Origin of the sequence: Modestobacter sp. L9-4 (assembly GCF_019112525.1) — a bacterium.
Lineage (GTDB): Bacteria > Actinomycetota > Actinomycetes > Mycobacteriales > Geodermatophilaceae > Modestobacter.
The window spans coordinates 674,564-694,881 of record NZ_CP077800.1 but is presented as its reverse complement, the minus strand read 5'-3'; the positions used below and the strand labels follow the sequence as shown (position 1 = coordinate 694,881).

At 74.6% G+C, this 20,318-nt stretch carries 17 protein-coding genes; 6 read left to right on the top strand and 11 right to left on the bottom strand.

Translation table 11 applies throughout. The features are described 5' to 3' along the window. Positions 1-86: 86 nt before the first annotated feature. Together KUM42_RS03265 and KUM42_RS03260 are read left to right on the top strand one after the other, a co-directional pair. Positions 87-1,271: an acetoin utilization protein AcuC gene (locus tag KUM42_RS03265; RefSeq protein WP_237494891.1), complete on the top strand. Its 1,185-nt coding sequence runs from the start codon at positions 87-89 to the stop codon at positions 1,269-1,271. Positions 1,272-1,337: 66 nt separating this feature from the next. Further along, entirely contained in the window at positions 1,338-4,022 is a 2,685-nt protein-coding gene (locus KUM42_RS03260; protein WP_237494890.1) for a bifunctional GNAT family N-acetyltransferase/acetate--CoA ligase family protein, read from the top strand. Positions 4,023-4,225: 203 nt separating this feature from the next. On the opposite strand, the gene sigB is transcribed toward KUM42_RS03260, so the two are convergent. After that, complete coding sequence (gene sigB / locus KUM42_RS03255; RefSeq protein ID WP_304610740.1) at positions 4,226-5,209, bottom strand: RNA polymerase sigma factor SigB; 984 nt, start codon at positions 5,207-5,209, stop codon at positions 4,226-4,228. A 294-nt stretch (positions 5,210-5,503) separates the two neighbouring features. Beyond that, positions 5,504-5,935 (bottom strand): D-aminoacyl-tRNA deacylase, encoded by a 432-nt coding sequence (gene dtd / locus KUM42_RS03250; protein ID WP_237494889.1) that lies wholly within the window; start codon positions 5,933-5,935, stop codon positions 5,504-5,506. 42 nt (positions 5,936-5,977) lie between these two features. Between dtd and KUM42_RS03245 the strand changes: the two genes are divergently transcribed. Further along, the gene (locus KUM42_RS03245; protein ID WP_237494888.1) at positions 5,978-6,571 is read left to right on the top strand and encodes an HhH-GPD-type base excision DNA repair protein; all 594 of its coding nucleotides are present in this window, start codon (positions 5,978-5,980) and stop codon (positions 6,569-6,571) included. Between the two features lie 12 nt (positions 6,572-6,583). Here the strand turns inward: KUM42_RS03245 and KUM42_RS03240 are convergent, their stop codons facing one another. Further along, positions 6,584-7,972: an RNB domain-containing ribonuclease gene (locus tag KUM42_RS03240; protein ID WP_237494887.1), complete on the bottom strand. Its 1,389-nt coding sequence runs from the start codon at positions 7,970-7,972 to the stop codon at positions 6,584-6,586. A gap of 200 nt (positions 7,973-8,172) precedes the next feature. Here KUM42_RS03240 and KUM42_RS03235 point away from each other — a divergent pair, with 200 nt between their 5' ends. Together KUM42_RS03235 and KUM42_RS03230 are read left to right on the top strand one after the other, a co-directional pair. After that, positions 8,173-8,517, top strand: coding sequence for a DUF3099 domain-containing protein (locus KUM42_RS03235; RefSeq protein WP_237494886.1), 345 nt, complete (start codon positions 8,173-8,175; stop codon positions 8,515-8,517). Positions 8,518-8,637: 120 nt separating this feature from the next. Then, entirely contained in the window at positions 8,638-8,865 is a 228-nt protein-coding gene (locus KUM42_RS03230) for a DUF3039 domain-containing protein (RefSeq protein ID WP_163609313.1), read from the top strand. Between the two features lie 61 nt (positions 8,866-8,926). Here KUM42_RS03230 and KUM42_RS03225 read toward each other — a convergent pair whose 3' ends face one another. The 7 genes from KUM42_RS03225 to ppgK form a co-directional block, all read right to left on the bottom strand. Further along, the gene (locus tag KUM42_RS03225) at positions 8,927-9,964 is read right to left on the bottom strand and encodes a YihY/virulence factor BrkB family protein (protein ID WP_237494885.1); all 1,038 of its coding nucleotides are present in this window, start codon (positions 9,962-9,964) and stop codon (positions 8,927-8,929) included. 74 nt (positions 9,965-10,038) lie between these two features. Beyond that, positions 10,039-12,312 (bottom strand): VanW family protein, encoded by a 2,274-nt coding sequence (locus KUM42_RS03220; protein WP_237494884.1) that lies wholly within the window; start codon positions 12,310-12,312, stop codon positions 10,039-10,041. A 146-nt stretch (positions 12,313-12,458) separates the two neighbouring features. Continuing rightward, positions 12,459-12,686, bottom strand: coding sequence for a hypothetical protein (locus KUM42_RS03215; protein ID WP_237494883.1), 228 nt, complete (start codon positions 12,684-12,686; stop codon positions 12,459-12,461). 329 nt (positions 12,687-13,015) lie between these two features. Continuing rightward, a complete protein-coding gene (locus tag KUM42_RS03210; RefSeq protein WP_237494882.1) occupies positions 13,016-14,413 on the bottom strand; it encodes an SGNH/GDSL hydrolase family protein in 1,398 nt (465 codons plus the stop codon). Between the two features lie 186 nt (positions 14,414-14,599). After that, positions 14,600-15,847 carry an SGNH/GDSL hydrolase family protein gene (locus KUM42_RS03205; RefSeq protein WP_237494881.1) on the bottom strand — a complete coding sequence of 416 codons (1,248 nt, stop codon included), beginning with the start codon at positions 15,845-15,847 and terminating at the stop codon, positions 14,600-14,602. 275 nt (positions 15,848-16,122) lie between these two features. After that, entirely contained in the window at positions 16,123-17,505 is a 1,383-nt protein-coding gene (locus tag KUM42_RS03200; protein ID WP_370629334.1) for an RNA polymerase sigma factor, read from the bottom strand. Between the two features lie 310 nt (positions 17,506-17,815). Next, positions 17,816-18,559 (bottom strand): polyphosphate--glucose phosphotransferase, encoded by a 744-nt coding sequence (ppgK, locus tag KUM42_RS03195; protein WP_237494879.1) that lies wholly within the window; start codon positions 18,557-18,559, stop codon positions 17,816-17,818. 62 nt (positions 18,560-18,621) lie between these two features. Here ppgK and KUM42_RS03190 point away from each other — a divergent pair, with 62 nt between their 5' ends. Then, entirely contained in the window at positions 18,622-19,449 is an 828-nt protein-coding gene (locus KUM42_RS03190) for an inositol monophosphatase family protein (RefSeq protein ID WP_237494878.1), read from the top strand. Between the two features lie 30 nt (positions 19,450-19,479). Here KUM42_RS03190 and KUM42_RS03185 read toward each other — a convergent pair whose 3' ends face one another. Further along, complete coding sequence (locus tag KUM42_RS03185) at positions 19,480-20,040, bottom strand: LytR C-terminal domain-containing protein (protein ID WP_237494877.1); 561 nt, start codon at positions 20,038-20,040, stop codon at positions 19,480-19,482. Between the last annotated feature and the right edge of the window lie 278 nt (positions 20,041-20,318).

Below are 20,318 nucleotides of genomic sequence, written 5' to 3'. Positions count from 1 at the left end.
GTCGGCGCGGTGACGCAGCCCGCCTGCTCGACGAGGAGTACCGCGCCGGCCCCGCCCGGCGCCGCGGCGCCGGGACCGGGGGAGCGATGAGCGACTCGGTGACCGTCGTCTGGGACGACGCCCTGCTCGGCTACACCTGGGGCGGGGAGCACCCCATGCACCCGGTGCGGCTGGACCTCACCATGCGCCTGGCCGACACCCTCGGCGTGCTCGACGGGCCGCGGTTGTCGGTCGTCGCCCCCAGCCCGGCCGGCGAGGACCTGCTCACCCTGGTGCACGACCCCGCCTACCTCGATGCCGTCCGCCGGGCGCCCGAGCACCCCCGGGACGCCGGCCACGGCCTGGGCCCGCCGGACAACCCCGTCTTCCCCGGCATGTACGACGCGGCCGCGCTGATCACCGGCGGCAGCGTGCTGGCCGCCCAGCAGGTGTCCTCCGGCCGGGCGCAGCACGCGGTGAACATCGCCGGCGGCATGCACCACGCCATGCGGGGGGGCGCCTCGGGCTTCTGCGTCTTCAACGACGCCGCGGTCGCGATCGCCTGGCTGCTCGGGCAGGGCTGGGAGCGGATCGCCTACGTCGACCTCGACGTGCACCACGGCGACGGCGTCCAGACCGCGTTCTACGACGACCCGCGGGTGCTCACGGTGAGCGTCCACCAGACCCCGCTCACCCTCTTCCCCGGCACCGGGTTCCCCGAGGAGACCGGCGACCCGGACAGGGCACTGGGCAGCTCGGTCAACCTCGCCCTGCCCAACGGCACCGACGACTCCGGCTGGCTGCGCGCCTTCCACGCCGTCGTGCCCAGCGTCGTGCGGGCCTTCCGGCCGCAGATCCTGGTCACCCAGTGCGGCTGCGACGCCCACCACGAGGACCCCCTCGCCGACCTCGCGCTCACCGTCGACGGGCAGCGCGCCTCCTACCGGGCCGTGCACGACCTGGCCCACGAGCTGTGCGACGGCCGGTGGGTCGCCCTGGGCGGTGGGGGCTACGGCCTGGTGCGCTGCGTGCCGCGCGCCTGGACCCACCTGCTCGCCGAGGCCGGCGGTGACCGGCTGGACCCGGGCACGCCGATCCCGCAGGGCTGGCAGGACGACGTCCGCAGCCGCGGCCTGCGCATCGAGCCGCCGGACACCATGACCGAGGGCGGCTACACCGGCTTCGCCCGCTGGGACCCCCTGACGGAGAACCGCGTCGACCAGGCGGTCATGCGCACCCGCCGAGCATCGTTCCCCTACTTCGGACTGGACCCGGACGACCCCCGTGATTAAGGACCATCCAGCCCCCCACCGCTCGCGAGCTCGCGGCGGGCCCCTGCTGGATGGCCGGGAGGCTCCGTGAACGACGAGGTGACTGCTGCCCCTGAGGCGCCGCCGCGGTGGGAGGCCGACGTGGTGGCGGCGGACGGTGGGACGGTGCACCTGCGGCCGATCACGCCGGAGGACGCCGACGGCATCGTCGGGCTGATGGAGCGCAGCTCCGACCAGACCCGGTACTACCGGTTCTTCGGACCGGTCCGTCAGCTGTCGGCCAAGGACCTGTACCGGTTCACCCACGTCGACCACGTCGACCGGGTGGCCTTCGTGGTGCTGCTGGGCGACCACCTGATCGGCGTGGGCCGCTACGACCGCACGCCGGGCACCGACGAGGCCGAGGTCGCCTTCCTCATCGAGGACGCCCACCAGCGGCGCGGCCTGGGCTCGGTGCTGCTGGAGCACCTCGCCGCCGCGGCCCGCGAGCGGGGCATCACCCGCTTCATCGCGGAGGTGCTGAGCCAGAACACCGGGATGGTGCGGGTCTTCCGCGATGCCGGGTACGCGGCGTCGCGGTCCTACGAGGACGGCGTCGTGCACCTCACCTTCCCGATCGCGCCCACCGAGCAGTCGCTGGCCGTGGTGCACGAGCGGGAGCAGCGCAGTGAGTCCCGCTCGATCGGCCGGCTGCTCAACCCCGGCTCGGTGGCCGTGATCGGCGCCAGCAACGACCCGGCCAAGGTCGGGTACGCGGCGCTGAGCAACCTGCTCGGCTACGGCTTCGCCGGCCCGATCTACCCGGTCAACCCGGCGGTGCGGCACGTCCGCGGCGTCCCCGCCCACGCCTCCATCGAGGCCATCCCCGACGACGTCGACCTCGCCGTGCTGGCCGTCCCGGCGGACGAGGTGCCGGCGGTCGTGGAGGCCTGCCGGCGCAAGAACGTGCACGCGCTGGTGGTCATCTCCGGCGGGTTCGGCGAGACCGGCCCCGAGGGGCTGGCCGCCGAGCGGGCGCTGGTCGCCTCGGCCCGCGCCTCGGGCATGCGCGTGGTGGGGCCCAACTGCCTGGGCGTGGTCAACACCGACCCTGAGGTGCACCTCAACGCCAGCCTCGCCCCCGACGTCCCCGGACGTGGGCGGGTCGGCTTCTTCGCCCAGTCCGGCGCGCTGGGCGTGGCCCTGCTGGAGCGGGCCCGCGGCCGCAACATCGGCCTGTCCAGCTTCGTGTCCGCCGGCAACCGGGCCGACGTCAGCGGCAACGACCTGCTGCAGTACTGGGCGACCGACCCGGGCACCGAGGTGGTGCTACTGCACCTGGAGAGCTTCGGCAACCCCCGCAAGTTCGCCCGGCTGGCCCGCGCTGTCGGCCGCAGCAAGCCCGTGGTCGCGGTGAAGAGCGGCCGGCACGTGGGCATGACCGCCGGGCTCGCGGGCACCAGCGTCGCCGTGCCGGAGCAGTCGGTCGCCGCGCTGTTCGCCTCGGCGGGGGTGATCCGGGTGGAGACACTCGCCCAGCTCTTCGACGTCGGCACGCTGCTGGCCCACCAGCCGCTGCCGGCCGGTGACCGGGTCGCCGTCGTCGGCAACTCCACCGCCATGGGGGTGCTGGTCGCCGACGCGGTGCTCGAGCAGGGCCTGGAGCTGGCTCACGAGCGCCCGGTCGACATCGGCACGCAGGCCGGCCCGGAGGACTTCCGCGCCGCGCTGCAGACCGCCCTGGACGACGACGGTGTCGACGCGGTGGTCGCGGTGTTCCTGCCGCCGCTGCTGCGGGGTGAGCAGCCCTTCGGCCGGGTGCTGCGGGAGGTGTCGGCGGGATCGACCAAGCCGCTGGTGGCCAACTTCCTCTCCACCGAGGGCATCCCCGACGAGCTGGCGATCCGCGGCGAGGACGGCATGCCCGCCCGCGGCTCGGTGCCGTCGTTCTCCACGCCGGAGCGGGCGGTGATCGCGCTGGCCAAGGTCGCCGAGTACGCCCGCTGGCGGCGCCGTCCGGTCGGGGTGGTGCCCGAGCTGGCCGACGTCGAGGAGGCCGGCGGGCGCGCGGTGGTGGAGTCCGCCCTCGCCGGGACGCCGGCCGGCCGGGAGCTCACCGACACCGAGACGATGCGGCTGCTGGGCGCCTACGGCGTGCCGATGCTGGGCACCCGGCGGGTCACCGACGTCGAGTCGGCGGTGGCCGCGGCCGAGGCGATCGGCTACCCGGTGGTGCTCAAGTCGACCGCGCCGTGGCTGCGTGACCGCCGTGACCTGGGCGGCATGCGCTTCGACCTCGCCGACGCCGACGACGTGCGGGTCGCCTACGCCGCCATCCCCTCGGCCGACCCGGTGATCGTGCAGGAGCAGGCCGCGCCGGGGGTCGGCACGGTGGTGCAGGTCGTCGACGACCCGTCCTTCGGCGCCCTGGTGAGCTTCGGCGTCGGCGGGGTGGCCACCGACCTGCTCGGCGACCGCGCCTTCCGCACCCTGCCGCTCACCGACCTGGACGCCGCCGAACTGGTGCGCAGCCCGCGGGCGTTCCCGCTGCTGGACGGCTACCGCGGCAGCGCGCCGGTCGACACCGCGGCACTGGAGGACCTGCTGCTCCGCGTCGCCCGCCTGGCCGACGACCTGCCCGAGGTGCTGGCGCTCAACCTGGAGCCGGTCATCGTCGGCCCGGCCACCCCCAGCGGACGTTCCCTGGTCGTCGCCGGCGCCCAGGTCCGCGTCGGCCCCCCGACGGCCCGCGTCGACCCCGGCCCCCGCCGCATGTTCCGCCCCGGCACCTGAGGCGCCCGGCCCCACGAGAAGAGCCCGTCACCTCGACAGAGGTGGCGGGCTCTTCTCGTCGCCCAGCCGGGGACGAGTACGGATCCCCGGCCGCAGGCCGGTCCGGGATCATGTCGCGGGGCCGGAGGCTCCCGACGCGATCCCGGCCAGCGGCTCAGCGCCGGCCGGGACGGCTCCTGGCCGCGGTGAGGTCCGTCAGGACCTCATCCCAGGTAGTCCCGGAGGGCGTCGGCGCGCTGCGGGTCGCGCAGCTTGTTCATGGTCTCCCGCTCGATCTGGCGCACCCGCTCGCGGGAGAGACCGAACTGCTTGCCGATCTGCTCCAGCGTGCGCGGCTGGTTGCCGTCCAGGCCGAAGCGCATGATCACGACGTCGCGCTCGCGCTCCTCCAGGGTGCCCAGGACGGTGCGGACGTCGCCCTTCATCATCTGGAAGGCGACCGCGTCCTCGGCGACCGCGGCGTCGGCGTCCTCGATGAAGTCACCGAGCCGGGACTCCTCGTCGGCACCGACGGTCTGGTCGAGGGAGACCAGGTCGCGGGAGTACTCGAGCAGCTCGGTGATCCGCTCGGGCGTCATGTCCAGCTCGAGGCCGAGCTCCTCGGCGGTGGGCTCCCGCTCCAGCTCCTGGTGGATCCGGCGGCGGGTGCGCACGACCTTGTTGACCTGCTCGGCCAGGTGGACGGGCAGCCGGATCGTGCGGCCGGAGTCGGCCATGGCGCGGGTGATGGCCTGGCGGATCCACCACGTCGCGTAGGTCGAGAACTTGAAGCCCTTGGTGTAGTCGAACTTCTCGACCGCGCGGATCAGGCCGACGTTGCCCTCCTGGATGAGGTCCAGGAACGTCATGCCGTGGCCGGTGTAGCGCTTGGCGACCGAGACGACCAGCCGGAGGTTGGCCTCCAGCAGGTGGGCCTTGGCGGCCTTGCCGTCGGCGGCCAGGAGCCCGTAGTCGCGCTTGACCGCCGGGGTGAGCTGCTTCTCGCCGAGCAGACGCTCGGCGTACAGCCCGGCCTCGATGCGCTTGGCCAGCTCGACCTCCTGCTCGGCGGTCAGCAGTGCGGTCTTGCCGATGGTGTTGAGGTACACGCGCACCAGGTCCGTCGACACCAGGCCAGTGGTGTCCGGCGTCCGGCGCGGGGCGCGCAGCTCGAGGGTGTCGGTGGGGGAGGACTGCAGCACGGTCACGATGGTCTTCGTCCTTGCTTCGGGGTCCGGATGCACCGCGTCGTCGATGTGCGGTGCACCCCGGTGGAGGTCGGAGGCTCGACCCGGGATCGCCGGGTGGCTCTCCAGCCGTTCTGTCCGTGTGGTACGTCGTGTGCAACGGACCTGGGTGGGTCGGTGTTCCGGAGGGGTCCAACTCACAGCGAACGAGCAGGTGTGTCGCTGAGCACCTCGGTCTGACGACTGCCGGTGGTCGGATGACAACGCTGTGATACCCCGGACGGCGGGGGCCGGAACATGCCGTGCTGGTGCGGCTCAGACCTCGAGCTGGAGGGTCATCGGTCCCTCGTTCACCGACGCCACCGACATCCGGGCGCCGAACCGGCCGGTCTGCACCGCCGTGCCGCGGCGGACCAGCTCGGCGACGACCTCGGCCACCAGGGGTCCGGCCACCTCGCCGGGTGCGGCATCGACCCAGGAGGGACGACGGCCCTTGCGCGTGTCGGCGTAGAGGGTGAACTGGCTGACCACCAGCACCGGCAGGCCCAGGTCACCGACCGAGCGGGCGCCGTCGTCGGTGGGGAAGACCCGCAGCTCGTGCAGCTTGCGGCCCAGCACGCGGGCCCGGTCGGCGTCGTCCTCGCGCCCGACCCCGACCAGGGCGAGCAGCCCCTCGCCGATCTCCCCGACGACCTCGCCGTCCACCGTGACCGACGCCTGGCTCACCCGGGTCACCACCGCACGCACCGGCCCATCCTGGCCGGACCCGGCTCCGGCAGGATCTCCGGGGTGCCGACCCTCCGCATCGCCCAGGACGACGCCGCCGACGAGCTGCTCGGCCGCGACCCGCTGGCCCTGCTGATCGGGATGCTGCTGGACCAGCAGTTCCCGATGGAGCGGGCCTTCTCCGCGCCGCGCCTGCTGGCCGACCGGCTCGGCGTGGACACGCTGTCCGCGACCCGGCTGGCCGACACCGACCCCGACGAGCTGCAGCGGCACTTCCAGGGGCCGCCGGCGCTGCACCGCTACCCGGGCTCGATGGCCGGCCGCACCCGCGACCTCGCCCGCCTGCTGGTCGACCGCTACGACGGCCGCGCCGAGGCGCTGTGGACGGACGTCCCCGACGGCGCCACGCTGCTGCGCCGGCTGGGGGAGCTGCCCGGGTTCGGTGCCCAGAAGGCGCGGATCTTCCTGGCGCTGCTGGGCAAGCAGTACGACGTCACCCCGGACGGCTGGCGCGAGGCGGCGGGGCCCTACGGCGAGGACGGCGCGCGCCGGTCGGTCGCCGACATCACCGGACCGGACTCGCTGGCCGAGGTCCGGGCCACCAAGCAGGCGGCGAAGCAGGCCGCCAAGGCGGAGAAGGCGGAACAGGCCGGCTGACCTGCCCGCCGGTCAGCCGGCCGGGGCGAACCGCACCGTTCGGGTCGCCGGGTCGGCCGTGGTCAGCCGCACCTGCACCCGCTCGCCCGGGACCAGCCGGCCGTCGCACCGGGCCTGCACCGCCAGCTCGGTGAGCACGACGGTGGAGCGCTTGTCCTCCGCGTCGAGCACCACGGCGTCGAAGACCTCGCCGACCCGGCCGTCCAGCACGGTCGCCTCCACCAGGTCGACGACCGCGCGCTCGACCTCGTGGGTGCGCCGGTCGGAGGCCGCCATCAGGCCGGGCAGCTCCGGGAGCGCGGCGCGCAGCTGCGCCGACGGCTGCTGCCCGGCGGCCAGCGCCAGGCAGACCTCGGTGCCGAACCGGTCGACCAGCCGGCGCAGCGGCGCGGTGACGTGCGCGTAGGGCGCGCCGACGCCACCGTGCCCGGGCTGGGCCGGCGGCGTGCCCTCGAAGGCGGTGTAGGCCGCCCCCCGCAGCAGCGAGGCGGCGGCGTCCAGGAAGGCCGCGTGCCGCGGGCGGGAGGGGTCCAGCCCGGCGATGACGTCGCCCGGCCCGGCGCCGTCGGGCCACTCGACGTCCAGGCCGGGCGCCAGCCGGCGCAGCGCCGCGACCGAGGCCGGGTCGGCCGGCGGCAGCGTGCGCAGCACGCCGACCCCGCCGTCGAGCATCAGCCGGGCCGCGCAGCGGCCGGTGAGCAGCGAGATCTGCGCGTTCCACCCCTCGACGTCGGACTGGCCGCGCAGCACGACCGTCCAGCCGCCGTCCGGGCCCGGCTCGACCTCCTGGGACGGCGTGCCCAGCTCGATCGCGCCGCGATCGCGGGCGCGCGCCTGCAGCAGCCGGCCGATCTCGGGCAGCAGCTCCAGTTCGGGGGGCACCTGTCCGCCCACGGTCACGTAGTCCAGCTGCGCCCGGCTGCGGACCCGGGCCCGGCGCAGGTCCACGGCGGTGACCTCGCCCTCGGCGTCCAGGTCGATGGTCCACAGCGCGGCCGGCCGCAGCTGCCCGGGCAGCAGGCTGGCTGCGCCCTCCGACAGCTGGGGCGGGTGCAGCGGCGTCCGTCCGTCGGGGCAGTAGACGGTCTGACCGCGGCGGCGGGCCTCACCGTCGATCGCGCTGCCCAGCGGGACGAACGCGCCGACGTCGGCGATCGCGTAGGACACCCGGTAGCCACCGGCGGTGCGGGCCAGGTGCACGGCCTGGTCCAGGTCGCGGGCGCCCGGCGGGTCGATCGTGACCAGCGGCAGGTCGGTCGCGTCGTGCTCGGGCAACGGCGGTGCCGCGGCCACCCGGTCGGCCTCGGCCAGCACCTCGGCCGGGAACACCTCGGGCACCCCGGCGTCGGCCCGGACCGCGGCGAAGTCGAGCGGGACGGAGACCTTCAGCACGCGAGCCACCCGGTCACCCTGGCACAGCGCTGGGATCCCGCGCGTCCGGTGCGGGGGCCTGGTGATCGGCCCGGACGGACCTGGCCGGCAGCTGCATGGTGCACGATCGAGTGGCACGATGGGACATGGAGCCGGGGGCTCCGGGGCCGGTCGAACGACGCAGCCGACCACCGCCGCCCTTCCCCCGGCCCGGTCCAGGAAGGGCGTCCGTGGCCTCCAGCCAGTTCACCAGCCGATCCGACCGCAGCGAGCCGCTGCTCATCACCGAGGCCGAGCCGAGCCAGGCCGACCAGCACGCGGCCCGCAAGCGTCGCTACTCGATCACCATGGCCATCCGTGGCACCAGCCTGGTCGTCGCCGCGCTCACCGCGCAGTACTCGCTGTGGCTGATGGCCGTCTTCGCCGTCCTCGGCACGATCCTGCCGTGGATCGCCGTGGTCATGGCCAACGACCGGCCCCCGAAGAAGAAGCTCGACGTCAACCGGTACACCCCGCCCGCGCCCGACCGCATCCTCGAGTCCGGCAGCAGCAAGGCCCGCGTCATCGACATGTGAGCCCGACCGACCCCGGCGCGGGCGCCGGGGTCGGTCCGCGCCCTGTCATCATGGACGGCGGTGCAGCGAGGGCCGGTGCCCCGCCGGCGACCGTCGCGCACCCCGATCCAGGGAGAGCCTGTGAGCAGCAGCGACATCCTCGAGCGTCCCGACGTCCGTGAGTCGGACACCGGCAACGCCAACGAGGTCTTCCACTACGTCAAGAAGAACAAGATCGCCGAGAGCGCCGTCATGGGCAACATGGTCGAGGCGCTGTGCGGCGAGGTCTTCCCGGTGACCAAGAGCCCCAAGCCCGGCAGCCCCGTCTGCCCGGCCTGCACAGAGGTCTACAACCAGCTCAAGAAGTAAGGCCCCCGTGCAGGGTCCCGGCTCGCGCGGAGCGTGAGTCGGGGGGCACGGGGGTCCTTTCTCAGCGGAGGCCGAGCTGGCGGGCCTCGAGTTCGCTGGTGGCCGCCCGGCGGCGTTCGCGTCGGCGCGGCCCGGCGGGCCAGCGGGCCTGGATGGTGGCGTTGAGCTCGGCGCCCAGGATCAGCGACATGCCCAGCAGGAAGCAGAACAGCAGCGCCGCGATCGGGGCGGCCAGCGCACCGTAGGGCAGGGCCGTGGTCAGGATGTCGGCGACGTACCCGCGCAGCACCACCGCCGCCACGATGAAGAAGACCACGGCGAACACCGCCCCGGTCATGTGCCGGTGCCAGGGGATCCGCCGCGGCAGGATCACGTGGTAGAAGCTCGTGATCGCCAGGATCAGCCCGACGACGACCAGCGGCCAGTACACGGCGTTGACGAGCAGGGTCGCGGTGTCCTGCCAGTCCGGCGGGAGCAGCCCCACCAGCGTCGTGCGGCCCAGCACCAGCAGCGGCAGGGTGAGCACCGCGAGCACCAGGCCGACGATGAACAGCCACAGCGCCATCAGCCGGGTGCGGATGGGGCCGCGGACGTCACGCTGGTCGTAGGCGATGACGACCGTGTTGAGGAAGGTCGCGGTCGCAGACGACCCGGCCCACAGCGACAGCACGAAGCCCAGGCTCACCACGTCCAGCCGGCCCGAACCGAGGATGTCCTCCAGCGTCGGGCGCACCAGGGTGTCGACGACCCCGGGGGTGAGCGCCTCCGCGGACGCGGTGACCAGCTGGTCCTCGATCTGGGCCACGGTGTCCGCGCCGATCCAGGAGCCGAGGTAGCCCAGCGAGCCGAGCAGCCCGATCAGCAGCGGTGGCACCGACAGCACCTGCCAGAAGGCGGCCTCGGCCGACAGGCCCAGGATGCGGTCGTGCCAGGCCTTGGCCGCGCTGCTGCCCAGCACCTGCAGGGGCACGCGCACCGGCGCCGGCAGCCGGTCCAGCCGCCGTCGGCGCGGGGCAGGAGCGGTCTCCCCGGTCTGCGGGGGAGCCTGCGGCGACTGGGCGACGGGCTCCGTCGAGCTGCGGGGTACGGCGGAGGCCACGGTCCCAGTGTGCACGGCCGGGTCTCCGGCGGCGCCGTCCTCCCCGGCCGGTGCCTCCTCGGGGTGGGCCGTCCTCAGCGCCGGCGCCGGGCGGCGCGGGCGTCCGCGCCGGTGCGGTGCCCGGGACGGCGCCCGGCCGGCGCGGACGACGCCGGTGCCCCGCTGGTCGCCGGGGGCTGCTCGGGAGCGGGCTGACCGGGAGCCGGCTGACCGGGAGCGGGTGCGGCGGGCTCGGGGGCCGGTGCCGGGACGCAGCGGATGACGGCCTCGGCGGCGTAGTGGGTGTCGAAGTCCTCCCGGCGCAGCTCGGCGCCGCTGACGGGGTCCTTGAACACCCGGGTGACGGTGATGTCGAACCCGGTCGAGCCGGACTGGGGCGTGCAGTTGCCGTCGTCGACCTTGTCCTGCACCGCCGGCTGGCGCAGGTTGCGGCGCTCGCTGCTCACCGACTCGATCTCGTAGTGCTTCGTGCCCCAGAAGCTCACCGTCAGCGCGCCGGGCACCCACTCGGTCTGCACGTAGATGCCGGTGTCGGTGTCGTTGCGCCACTGCAGGTCGATCTGGCCCTCGTACACCGTCGCCTCGCGGCCGGCGGGGTAGCGGCTGATGTAGAAGCTGTGCGGCTTGTGGTGCACGTCCTCGAGGCCGGCGAAGAAGACGGCGTTGAACATCGTGGTGGCGAACTGGCTGATGCCACCACCCACCGCCTGCGACAGCTCGCCGCCGCTGATCACCGCGGCGGGCACGTAGCCCTGGGCGGTGCCCCGCGGGCCGGTGTACCCGTTCAGGCTGAAGGTCTCCCCGGGCCGCACGAGCGCCCCGTCGACCTCCTCGGCGACCACCCGGATGTTCGTCCCGCTCGCGCTGTTGGTGAAGCGGGTGGTGAAGTCGCTGACCTTCTCCTTGACGCCGAGCGCCTGCGCGTCCTCGGTGGTGAAGGCGGCCGGCACGGGCCCGAGCGCTGCGGTCACCGAGCGCGGGGCCGGGTCGTCGAGCACCGGCAGCAGCTGGGTGGCGAGGTCGGTGGGGTCGATGCCCTGCCCGTCGACGGAGGGGACGACGGACACCGTGTCACCGGAGACCTCGAACCGTGCGTCCTGGGCGGGGGTGCCGAAGACGGTGAGGTCGTCGCCCATCGCGGCCTGCAGCTCAGTGGGGTCCAGGGCGACGGTGAGCGTGCCGTCGTCGGCCGGGGTGAAGGTCAGTGCGGCCGCGATGGCGCTGGCCGGCAGCTCGGCGGGGTCGCCACCGCCGGAGCCGACCACCGACACCGGTGCCGCCAGTGCCGGCGTGACCACGGAGTCGAGCACGCGCTGGGCCTCCGCCGGGGCCACCCGCGGGGCGGTGACCGTGACCGGCAGGGCCACGGGCGTGGCCGGGTCGGCACCGGAGACGAGGGCGGCGGTGAGCGCCTGCGCGGCGCCGGCCCGGTCCAGGGCGCGCCCGTCGACCGGCTCGACCAGCCGCGGCGTCGTCCCGTCGATCTCGATCGAGGCGTCGACCGGGGGCCGGTCGACGGTGGTCGCCAGCTGGTCCAGCTGTGCGGTGAGCGCCGCGTCGTCGGAGGTGAGCACCGGGTCGGCGCGGCGCTCGCCGCCGAACAGCGAGCCTAGTCGCGTCCACGGCGCCAGCGGCTGGTCGTCGACGGCGTCCACGGTCGCCGGGACGTCGAGGGCCAGGCCGGCGCTGGCCGGGTGCAGGGAGCCGCGGACGTCGCCGGCCTGCACGGTGCGGTCGGCGGCCACCCGCGGGGCGAGGTCGCTCTCCAGCCGGGCGGCGGCGGACGCGGGGGACAGCCCGCCGAGCTCCACCCCGGCGACCACCGTGCCGCGCGGCACGGCGTCCCCGGCGACCAGCAGGTCCACGCCGTAGGCGGCGGCCAGGGCGAGCACGGCGGCGGCCGGCACGAGCACCGCCCGACGCCGCCACCAGGCGGCGCCACCGCCGGTGGGGGAGTCCGGCGGCCCGCCGGGACCGCTCGGGTCGTCGCCGTCCCGCGGGACCGGCGGCAGGGCCGTGGTGTCGTCGGCGACGGGGGGCACCGGGGCGATGTGCTGCGTGGAGTCGGACGGCAGCGGGTCGGACGAGGTCGCGTCGGGGCCGTGCGGTCCGTCGTCGCGGACGGGGGGCAGTGCGCTGGTCTCGTCGACGACGGGGGCGATGTGCCGGGTGGCGTCCTGGTCCTCGTCCCGCTCCGGGGCGGGCTGCGCGGCGACCGGGCCCCCGATGACCTGGGTCTCCTCCGGCGCGGACGGGGAGGCGTCGGGCACCGGCGGCTGGCCGCGGCGGGCCGAGCCGATCGTGCCGTCCGGCTCGAGGCGCACGGTGTCGGAGGGGTCCTGTGGCATCGGGCGCTCCCCGGGTCGCTGCGTCCCGGGACCGGGTCCCGGGAACGACGAAGCCGCCGACCTCCCGTCCCCGCGCTGCGGGTCCGGGCTGTCAGCGGCTTCGTCGAGTGTGGGCTTCATCGCTGGCGCGACGATAGGCCCCGCGCTCAGGAGGCGACGCGCGCCTCGCCGTCGGTCTCGATGATGTCGGCCGCGAGGTCGCGGAGCTTGTCCTCGTACTCGCGGGCGTGGTGTCCACAGAAGACGAGGTCGCTACCGCTGGGGAGGACCACTCGCACCTTCGCCATGGCGCCGCAACGGTCGCAGTGGAAGGGGAGAACGAGATCTTCGGTGGGCGGGGTCGTCGTCAGCGTCTGGGTCGTCATCTGGCTCATCACTCGCTCTCTACCGCACGGACCCGCGACTGCGGATCGGCCTCCTGCACAGCGCCAGGATGGCCCCTCGTGTTCCCGATCCGGCACCCGATCACCATGACTCGCCGAAAGAGATGCGGTCGTGATCATCTGGACACCTGGTGGAGCGGTTCTGCGCAGGGGACGTCACTGGTTCGGAACTGGGTCCGGGTCGTGCACGTACTGGGGTCGTGCTGGTCACCGGCGTCGTGCCGGCTGTGGGTCCTCTGCTGTTCTGACGGGGCCCACGCTACGCCGTCTACCCGAGGGGCGCCGTCGTACACCGCGGCGTCACCCGATGGGAGGTCCGGTCAGTCCCGGGCGGTCGCGCCGTCCAGCAGCTGCTGGAGGTCGACGGCCTCGGCCATGGCCCGGTAGCCGGCGTCGCTGGGGTGCAGGTGGTCCCCGCTGTCGTAGACGGGCAGCAGCTGGGCCGGGTCGGCCGGATCGCGCAGGGCGGCGTCGAAGTCCACGACCCCGTCGAAGGCCCCGCTGCTGCGGATCCACTCGTTGACCGCCTGACGCTGCGCCTCGCCGCCGGGGGTGCCGTAGCTGCCCCCGGCCGCCGACCCGCCGAAGGGCGTGAGCGTCCCGCCGTAGACGGGCAGGCCGGCGTCGTGGGCCCGCAGGACCAGCTGCCGGTAGACGGCGATGAGGTCACCGGCCTGCGCACCGGCGGCCCCGATGTCGTTGATGCCCTCCAGCAGGAGGACCGCGCGGACGCCGGACTGGCCCAGGACGTCGCGCTCCAGGCGGGCCGCCGCAGCGGCTCCCGCGGTCCCCGGCGGCAGGGACCGGATCAGCTCGTTGCCGCTGATCCCGGCGTTGGACACCGCGAGGGTGTCCCCGGGCAGCGCGGCGAGGCGGCGGGCCAGCCAGTCGGGGTAGCGCTGGGCCGCGTCGGGTGAGGACCGCTCCCCGTCGGTGATCGAGTCACCGAGGGTGACCACCGTGCCGACGACGGAGGAGGGGGCCTGCAGGTCGACACCGCTGGCGAACAGCCAGCAGGTGATCGAGGTGTCGAAGGCCCCGGCCCCGTCGTCCTGGGTGCGGTCGGAGGTGGCGAGGTAGTTCGTGCCGCGCGCGATCGGGTGCTGCGTGGCCGGGCCCGTCCGGTCGGGCAGGAAGACGCTCAGGGCCAGTCGTTGCAGCGGCTGCACGTCCAGCGGCACGGGGTCGCTGAGCGCCTCGCTGCCCTCGGGGACCAGCAGCGTCGGGCGGCCGGCGAAGGAGAGCGGGCGCAGGGTGCCGGGCACGACGTCCGCGCCGGCGCCGGCGACCGCGACCGAGGCAGCACCGACCTGCAGCGGCTCGGTGCCGAAGGCGTTGGACACCCGGACGCGCACCGACGTGCCGCCGGTGCTCACCTGCACGACGTTGCGCACCGTCTGGTCGGACAGCCCGTCGCCGGCCGGGCAGGAGCCCTGGGCGGCCCCCACGCTCGTGGTGGGGCTGCCCTGCCACGCGCTCACCCACCGGGCGTCCTCGTCCGCCGGCGTCGGTGCGGTGTCGGCGGCCGCGTCGTCGGCCGGGGACGGGGCGGTGGTCCCGGGCACCGCGGGCGCCACGGGCTGCGTGGCGGCGGCGGTCGACGGGCCCCCGGGGCCGCGGACCTCGGCGCCGGTCACGCCGGCCAGCAGCAGCGCCACGAGCGTGGTGACCGCCACCAGGACGTTGCGGCTGGGCCGCCGGCGGGGCAGCTGCTGCATCGACGTCCACCCAGCCTCTCCGGGAGTGCCGCGTGCACGTCCTCTCCCGCATCGTGCCAGCCCGGTGCGCCGGCGTCGGTGAGGTGCGGGGTGATCTGCGCCCACCGCGGACGGCGGTGGCCGGCACCCCGGGACTGGGTGCCGGCCACCGGGTCCGGGGACCGCCCGCGGGCGGTCCCCGGGTGGTCAGCGGGTGCCGAGGGCCCCGCGCAGCAGCATGTCCAGGTCGACCGTCTCCGCCATCCGGCGGTAGCCGGCGTCGCTGGGGTGCAGGTGGTCGCTGCTGTCGTAGGCCGGGAGCAGGCGGTTGCTGTCCCGGGGGTCGCGCAGCGCGGCGTCGAAGTCGATGACCCCGTCGAAGGCGCCGCTGCCCCGGATCCAGTCGTTGACCGCCCGACGCTGGGCGTCGGCGACCGGCGTCCCGTAGGCCGCGCCGTAGATGGCGTTGGACCCGCCGAAGGGCACCAGCGTCCCGCCGTAGACCGGCAGGCCGGCGGCGTGCGCCTGGGTGATGAGCTGCTTGTAGACCTCGATGACGTCACCGGCCCGGGCGTTCTCGGCCCCGATGTCGTTGATGCCCTCGGTCAGGATGACCGCCCGCACCCCGGCCTGGGTGAGCACGTCGCGCGGGAAGCGGGCCGCCGCGGAGACGCCGAAGAGCTCCGGGGTGCGGTTGTAGAGCAGCTCGTTGCCGCCGATGCCGGCGTTGGACACCGCGAGCTTCGACCCCGGCAGCGCCGCGAACCGGCGGGCGAGCCAGTCCGGGTAGCGCTGGTCGGCGTCGATCGTCGACTGGTCGCCGTCGGTGATCGAGTCACCGAGGGCCACCACGGTGCCGACGACGGAGCGCTCGGGTGCGACGTCGACGCCGGTGGCGAACAGCCAGCAGGAGATCGGCCGGTCGAACGGCCCCGCGTTGGCGTCGCCGGTGCGGTTGGAGCTGCCCAGGTAGTTGGTCTCGCGGGAGTTGTTGTGCTGGGTGGCCGGCCCGGTCCTCTCCGGCAGGAAGACGCTGACGCTCAACCGCTGCAGCGCCGTGACGTCCAGCCGCACCGGGTCGCTGAGCGCCTCGCCGCCCTGGGCGATGAGCACGGTCGGCTTGCCGGAGAACAGCACCGGCCGGAGCGTGCCCGGGGCCACGGCGGCGCCCTGGCCGGCGACGGCGACCGAGGCCGCCCCGACCCGCAGCGGGGCCTCGCCGAAGGCGTTGGAGACCCGGATCCGCACCGACGAGCCGCTGGTGCTGATCGGCACGATGTTGCGCACCGTCTGGTTCTGCAGGCCCGTGTCGGCCGGGCAGCTCGCGGGGTCGAAGGTGCCGCCGGCGGTGGGGCTGCCCTGCCAGCCGTTCACCCAGGCAGGGGCGGTCGGCGAGCTGGGCGGCGGTGTGCCGGTGGCCTGGGCGGCGGTGACCGCCGTCAGGGGGAGCGCCACGAGGAGGGCGCTGCCCAGGGCCGCGGCCCTGAGTCGGCGGAAACGGGACGGAAGGGCCATGACGCCTCCATGCGGACCGGTGTGCGCCACTGCACACCGCGTGCCCGGGATCGTGCCAGCGAGCTCACAGATCTGCGCGTCGGAAGTTCCCGGAACAGCCACTCCGCAGGACACGACGACGGCCGGCGCCCCAACAGGGGCACCGGCCGTCGTCCGGCCCCCTCGCAGGTCCTGCCGCGAGCGGAGCGCGTGGCGGGGGGCGAGGGGGTCCTTCTTCAGTCGAGGTAGTCGCGCAGGACCTGCGAGCGGCTGGGGTGGCGCAGCTTGGACATCGTCTTGGACTCGATCTGCCGGATCCGCTCGCGGGTGACCCCGTAGACCTGGCCGATCTCGTCCAGCGTGCGCGGCTGGCCGTCGGTGAGGCCGAAGCGCAGCCGGACGACGCCGGCCTCGCGCTCGGACAGCGTCTGCAGGACGCTGGTGAGCTGGTCCTGCATCAGCGTGAAGCTGACGGCGTCGACGGCCACGACGGCCTCGGAGTCCTCGATGAAGTCACCGAGCTGACTGTCGCCCTCGTCGCCGATGGTCTGGTCGAGGCTGATGGGCTCCCGGGCGTACTGCTGGATCTCCAGCACCTTCTCCGGGGTGATGTCCATCTCCTTGGCCAGCTCCTCCGGGGTGGGCTCGCGGCCCAGGTCCTGGAGCAGCTCGCGCTGGATGCGGCCGAGCTTGTTGATGACCTCGACCATGTGCACCGGGATGCGGATGGTGCGGGCCTGGTCGGCCATGGCCCGGGTGATGGCCTGCCGGATCCACCAGGTGGCGTAGGTGGAGAACTTGTAGCCCTTGGTGTAGTCGAACTTCTCGACCGCACGGATGAGCCCGAGGTTGCCCTCCTGGATGAGGTCCAGGAAGGCCATGCCGCGGCCGGTGTAGCGCTTGGCGAGGGAGACCACGAGGCGGAGGTTGGCCTCCAGCAGGTGGTTCTTCGCGCGCTCGCCGTCGCGGACGATCCAGTTGAGGTCACGCCGCATCTGCGGGGAGAGCTTCTGGCCCTCCTCCTCGACCTGCCGGATGCGCTCGGAGCCGTAGAGCCCGGCCTCGATCCGCTTGGCGAGGTCGACCTCCTCCTCGGCGGTCAGCAGCGCGACCTTGCCGATCTGCTTGAGGTAGGCGCGGACGGAGTCGGCCGACGCGGTGAGCTCGGCGTCCTTGCGGGCCTGCCGCAGCGCCTCGGACTCCTCCTCGTCGTCCCACTCGAAGTCGCCGCCCTCGGCGTCCTTCTCCTCGGGCTCGGCGACGGCGACGCCGTCCTTGCCGGTGACGACGGTCTCGTCGAGGGTGAGGCCCGCGGCGCCGGCGTCGACGACGGCGACGGTGTTGCCGTCGGAGGCGACCGCGGTGAGGACCGCGCCCTTGCCGGCACCCGGGGACGGGGCGATGGCGGGCTTGCGGGCGGCGGTCTTGCGCGCGGTGCCGGCGGCGGACTTGGTGCCGGCCGCGGACTTGGCGGCGGCCTTCTTGGCCGGGGCCTTCTCGGCTGCCGCGGTGACCGGGGCGCTGGTCTGCGTCGCGGCCGTGGAACGGGCGGCGACCGTCCTGCTGCGGCTCGGGCTGCTCACCGTGTTCGACTCCGGTCCTGGCTGGTCGGCGGGCACTCAGGTTCCTTCCCGTACTACTGCGGTGCGTTCCTCGAGAGCCGTGTGGCCCGCGGGCAGCGGCCTCCGGCGCCCTCTCGTGCCAGCGGCCCGCCGGCGGTCCCGGCCGGTGTGACACCGGGAGGGCGTTTCACCGTGCTGGGAGCGGGGGATGACCTGCTGGCTGGGGGAGTGGCGCCCGGGGCTCCTCCATTGTAACGACGCCGCGGCGGCGGTCCACCGGTTCTGTCCGCCCGGGCGGCCCGGTGACCTGCGCGCTCACCGCACGGGGAGGACGAGCGGGCCCCGAGCAGCGCTCGGGGCCCGGTCGTCACTGCCCGATGTGCTCCTCGGCGGCGAGTGCGGCGCCCACGATGCCGGCGTCGTTGAGCAGCTGTGCCGGCACCACCCGGGTGCGCGTGGACAGCAGGGGCACCCACTTCTCCGACTTCTTGCTGACCCCGCCACCGACGATGATCAGGTCGGCCCACAGGCTCATCTCGAGGGTGTCGAGGTAGCGGTCGACCCGCTTGGCCCACGCGTGGTAGCTGAGGTCCTCGCGCTCACGGGCGGCGGCCGAGGCGGCCTTCTCGCCGTCGGCGCCGTCGACCTCGATGTGCCCGAACTCGGTGTTGGGCACGAGCTTGCCGTCGATGAACAGCGCGCTGCCGATGCCGGTGCCGAAGGTGAGCATCAGGACCAGCCCGCGCTCGCCGCGGCCGGCGCCGTAGGCCATCTCGGCGATGCCGGCGGCATCGGCGTCGTTCAGCGTCTGCACCGTGCCGGGGATGACGGACTCCAGGCCGGCCGCCATGTCGGTGCCGATCCAGGAGTGGTCCATGTTCGCGGCGGTGAACGCCACGCCGTGCTTCATCACCCCGGGATAGGTCACGCCTATCCGGCCCTCCCAGCCGAACTGGCCGACGATGTCGGCCACCACGCCGTAGACCGGATCGGGCAGCGCCGGCTGCGGCGTCGGGATCCGTACCCGATCACCCACCAGCTCGCCCTTGTCCAGGTCGACGACGCAACCCTTGATACCGCTGCCACCGATGTCCACTCCGAAGCCCTGCACGCGGACAGGCTAGTGACCCCGCGCACGGTTGGCGCGCAGGTCCGGCAGGATCCCTCTCCGTGATGACCTCCGGCACCGCTCAGCCCGACCTGCACACCGAGCTGCTCGAGCTGGCCCGGGCCACCGCGGAGGAGGCCGCGCTGCTCGTGGGGGCCGGGCGCAGCAGCGCCGCCGACCAGGTCGACACCAAGTCCTCACCGGTCGACGTGGTCACCGCCGTCGACCGCGCCAGCGAGGCGCTGATCGTCCGCCGGCTGCTCGAGGCCCGCCCGGACGACGGCGTGCTGGGGGAGGAGGGCGCCTCGACCGAGGGCACCAGCGGCGTGCGCTGGGTCGTCGACCCGATCGACGGCACGGTCAACTTCCTCTACGGGCTGCCCGCGTTCGCCATCTCGATCGCCGGGGAGGTCGACGGGCGCACCGAGGTCGGGGTGGTTCTCAACGTGGCCACCGGCGAGCTCTTCACCGCGGTCCGCGGCGGCGGGGCCTGGCTGACCGCCCCGGGTGCGGCGACGATGCAGCTGCACGGCAGCTCCCCGGCGTCGCTGAGCCAGTCGCTGGTGGCCACCGGCTTCGGCTACGGGGTGGAGCAGCGCCGGGCGCAGGGCGCGGTCGTGGCCCAGCTGCTGCCCGAGGTGCGCGACATCCGCCGCGTGGGCTGCGCCTCGCTGGACCTGTGCTCGGCCGCGGCCGGCCGGGTCGACGCCTACTATGAGCAGGGCCTCAAGCCCTGGGACCACGCGGCCGGGGCGCTGATCGCCGCCGAGGCCGGCCTGGTGGTCACCGGCACCGCCGGGCGGCCCTTCGCCGAGCCGATGGCCGTCGCCGCCGCACCGTCGGTGGCCGGGCCGCTCGTGGAGCTCATCGAGCGCCTGCACGCCGCCGGCTGACCGGCGGGCCCGGTCGGCGGGGCGCAGGCGTCAGGAGGTCGGGCAGGCCGCGCCCGCGGCGGCCGTCGGCGGCACCAGGGCGGCGGCGACGGCCTCGGGGCTGGCCAGCGCGGCGAAGCCGGGGCCGATGGCGAGGTCGAGCGTGGCGTCCGCGCGGGTGTCCTGGAGCAGCTCCACGCCGGGCAGCTGGACCGCGACGAACCGGGCCAGCTCCTGCTTGCCGGGGCCGAAGCGGAGCTGGCCGACGCCGGTGACCTCGTTGCCGCTGCGGTCGTTCTCGGTGTTGCCGATCGTGAACCCGCGCGACCGCAGCGACTCCGCCACCGTCGCGGCCCGGCCGGCGACGTCGGAGGCGTTGAGCACGTTGATCGTCACGGTGGCGGGGTCGACGGACTCGGGGACGGCGGCGACGGCGCTGCTGCAGGCCGCCGCCCGCGCCTCGTCCTTGCGCTTCTCGTCGCTGAGCACGTTGAACCACACGGCCAGCGCGATGAGCGCCAGCACCAGCAGGAAGACCAGCGCCGGGATGGGCCGCCGGGTGCGCCGGGACGAGGCGCGCCGGACCCCGGGCTCGCTCGCGAGGTCGGTCACGGGGTCCTCACACCGGCGAGCTCTGGCACGGGGGTGACCCTAGTGGCGTGCGGGGGGACCGGGGCGCACCGCGCCCGGGACCGGCGCGTCCCGCCCCCGGTCGACCGCGCTGCGCCGGCCGCCGACCGGCCGCCCTCCCGGGGCGGCCGACGCGGCCGCCGGGGGCTCCTGCGCAGGTGGTCGAGCGGCTCCGGCGACCGATCGGGGTGAGGGGTAGCCTCTGGCGCTCCGCCCCCAGGACGACGTCTGCGGGACCCCGGCGGACCCACCTCGGAGAG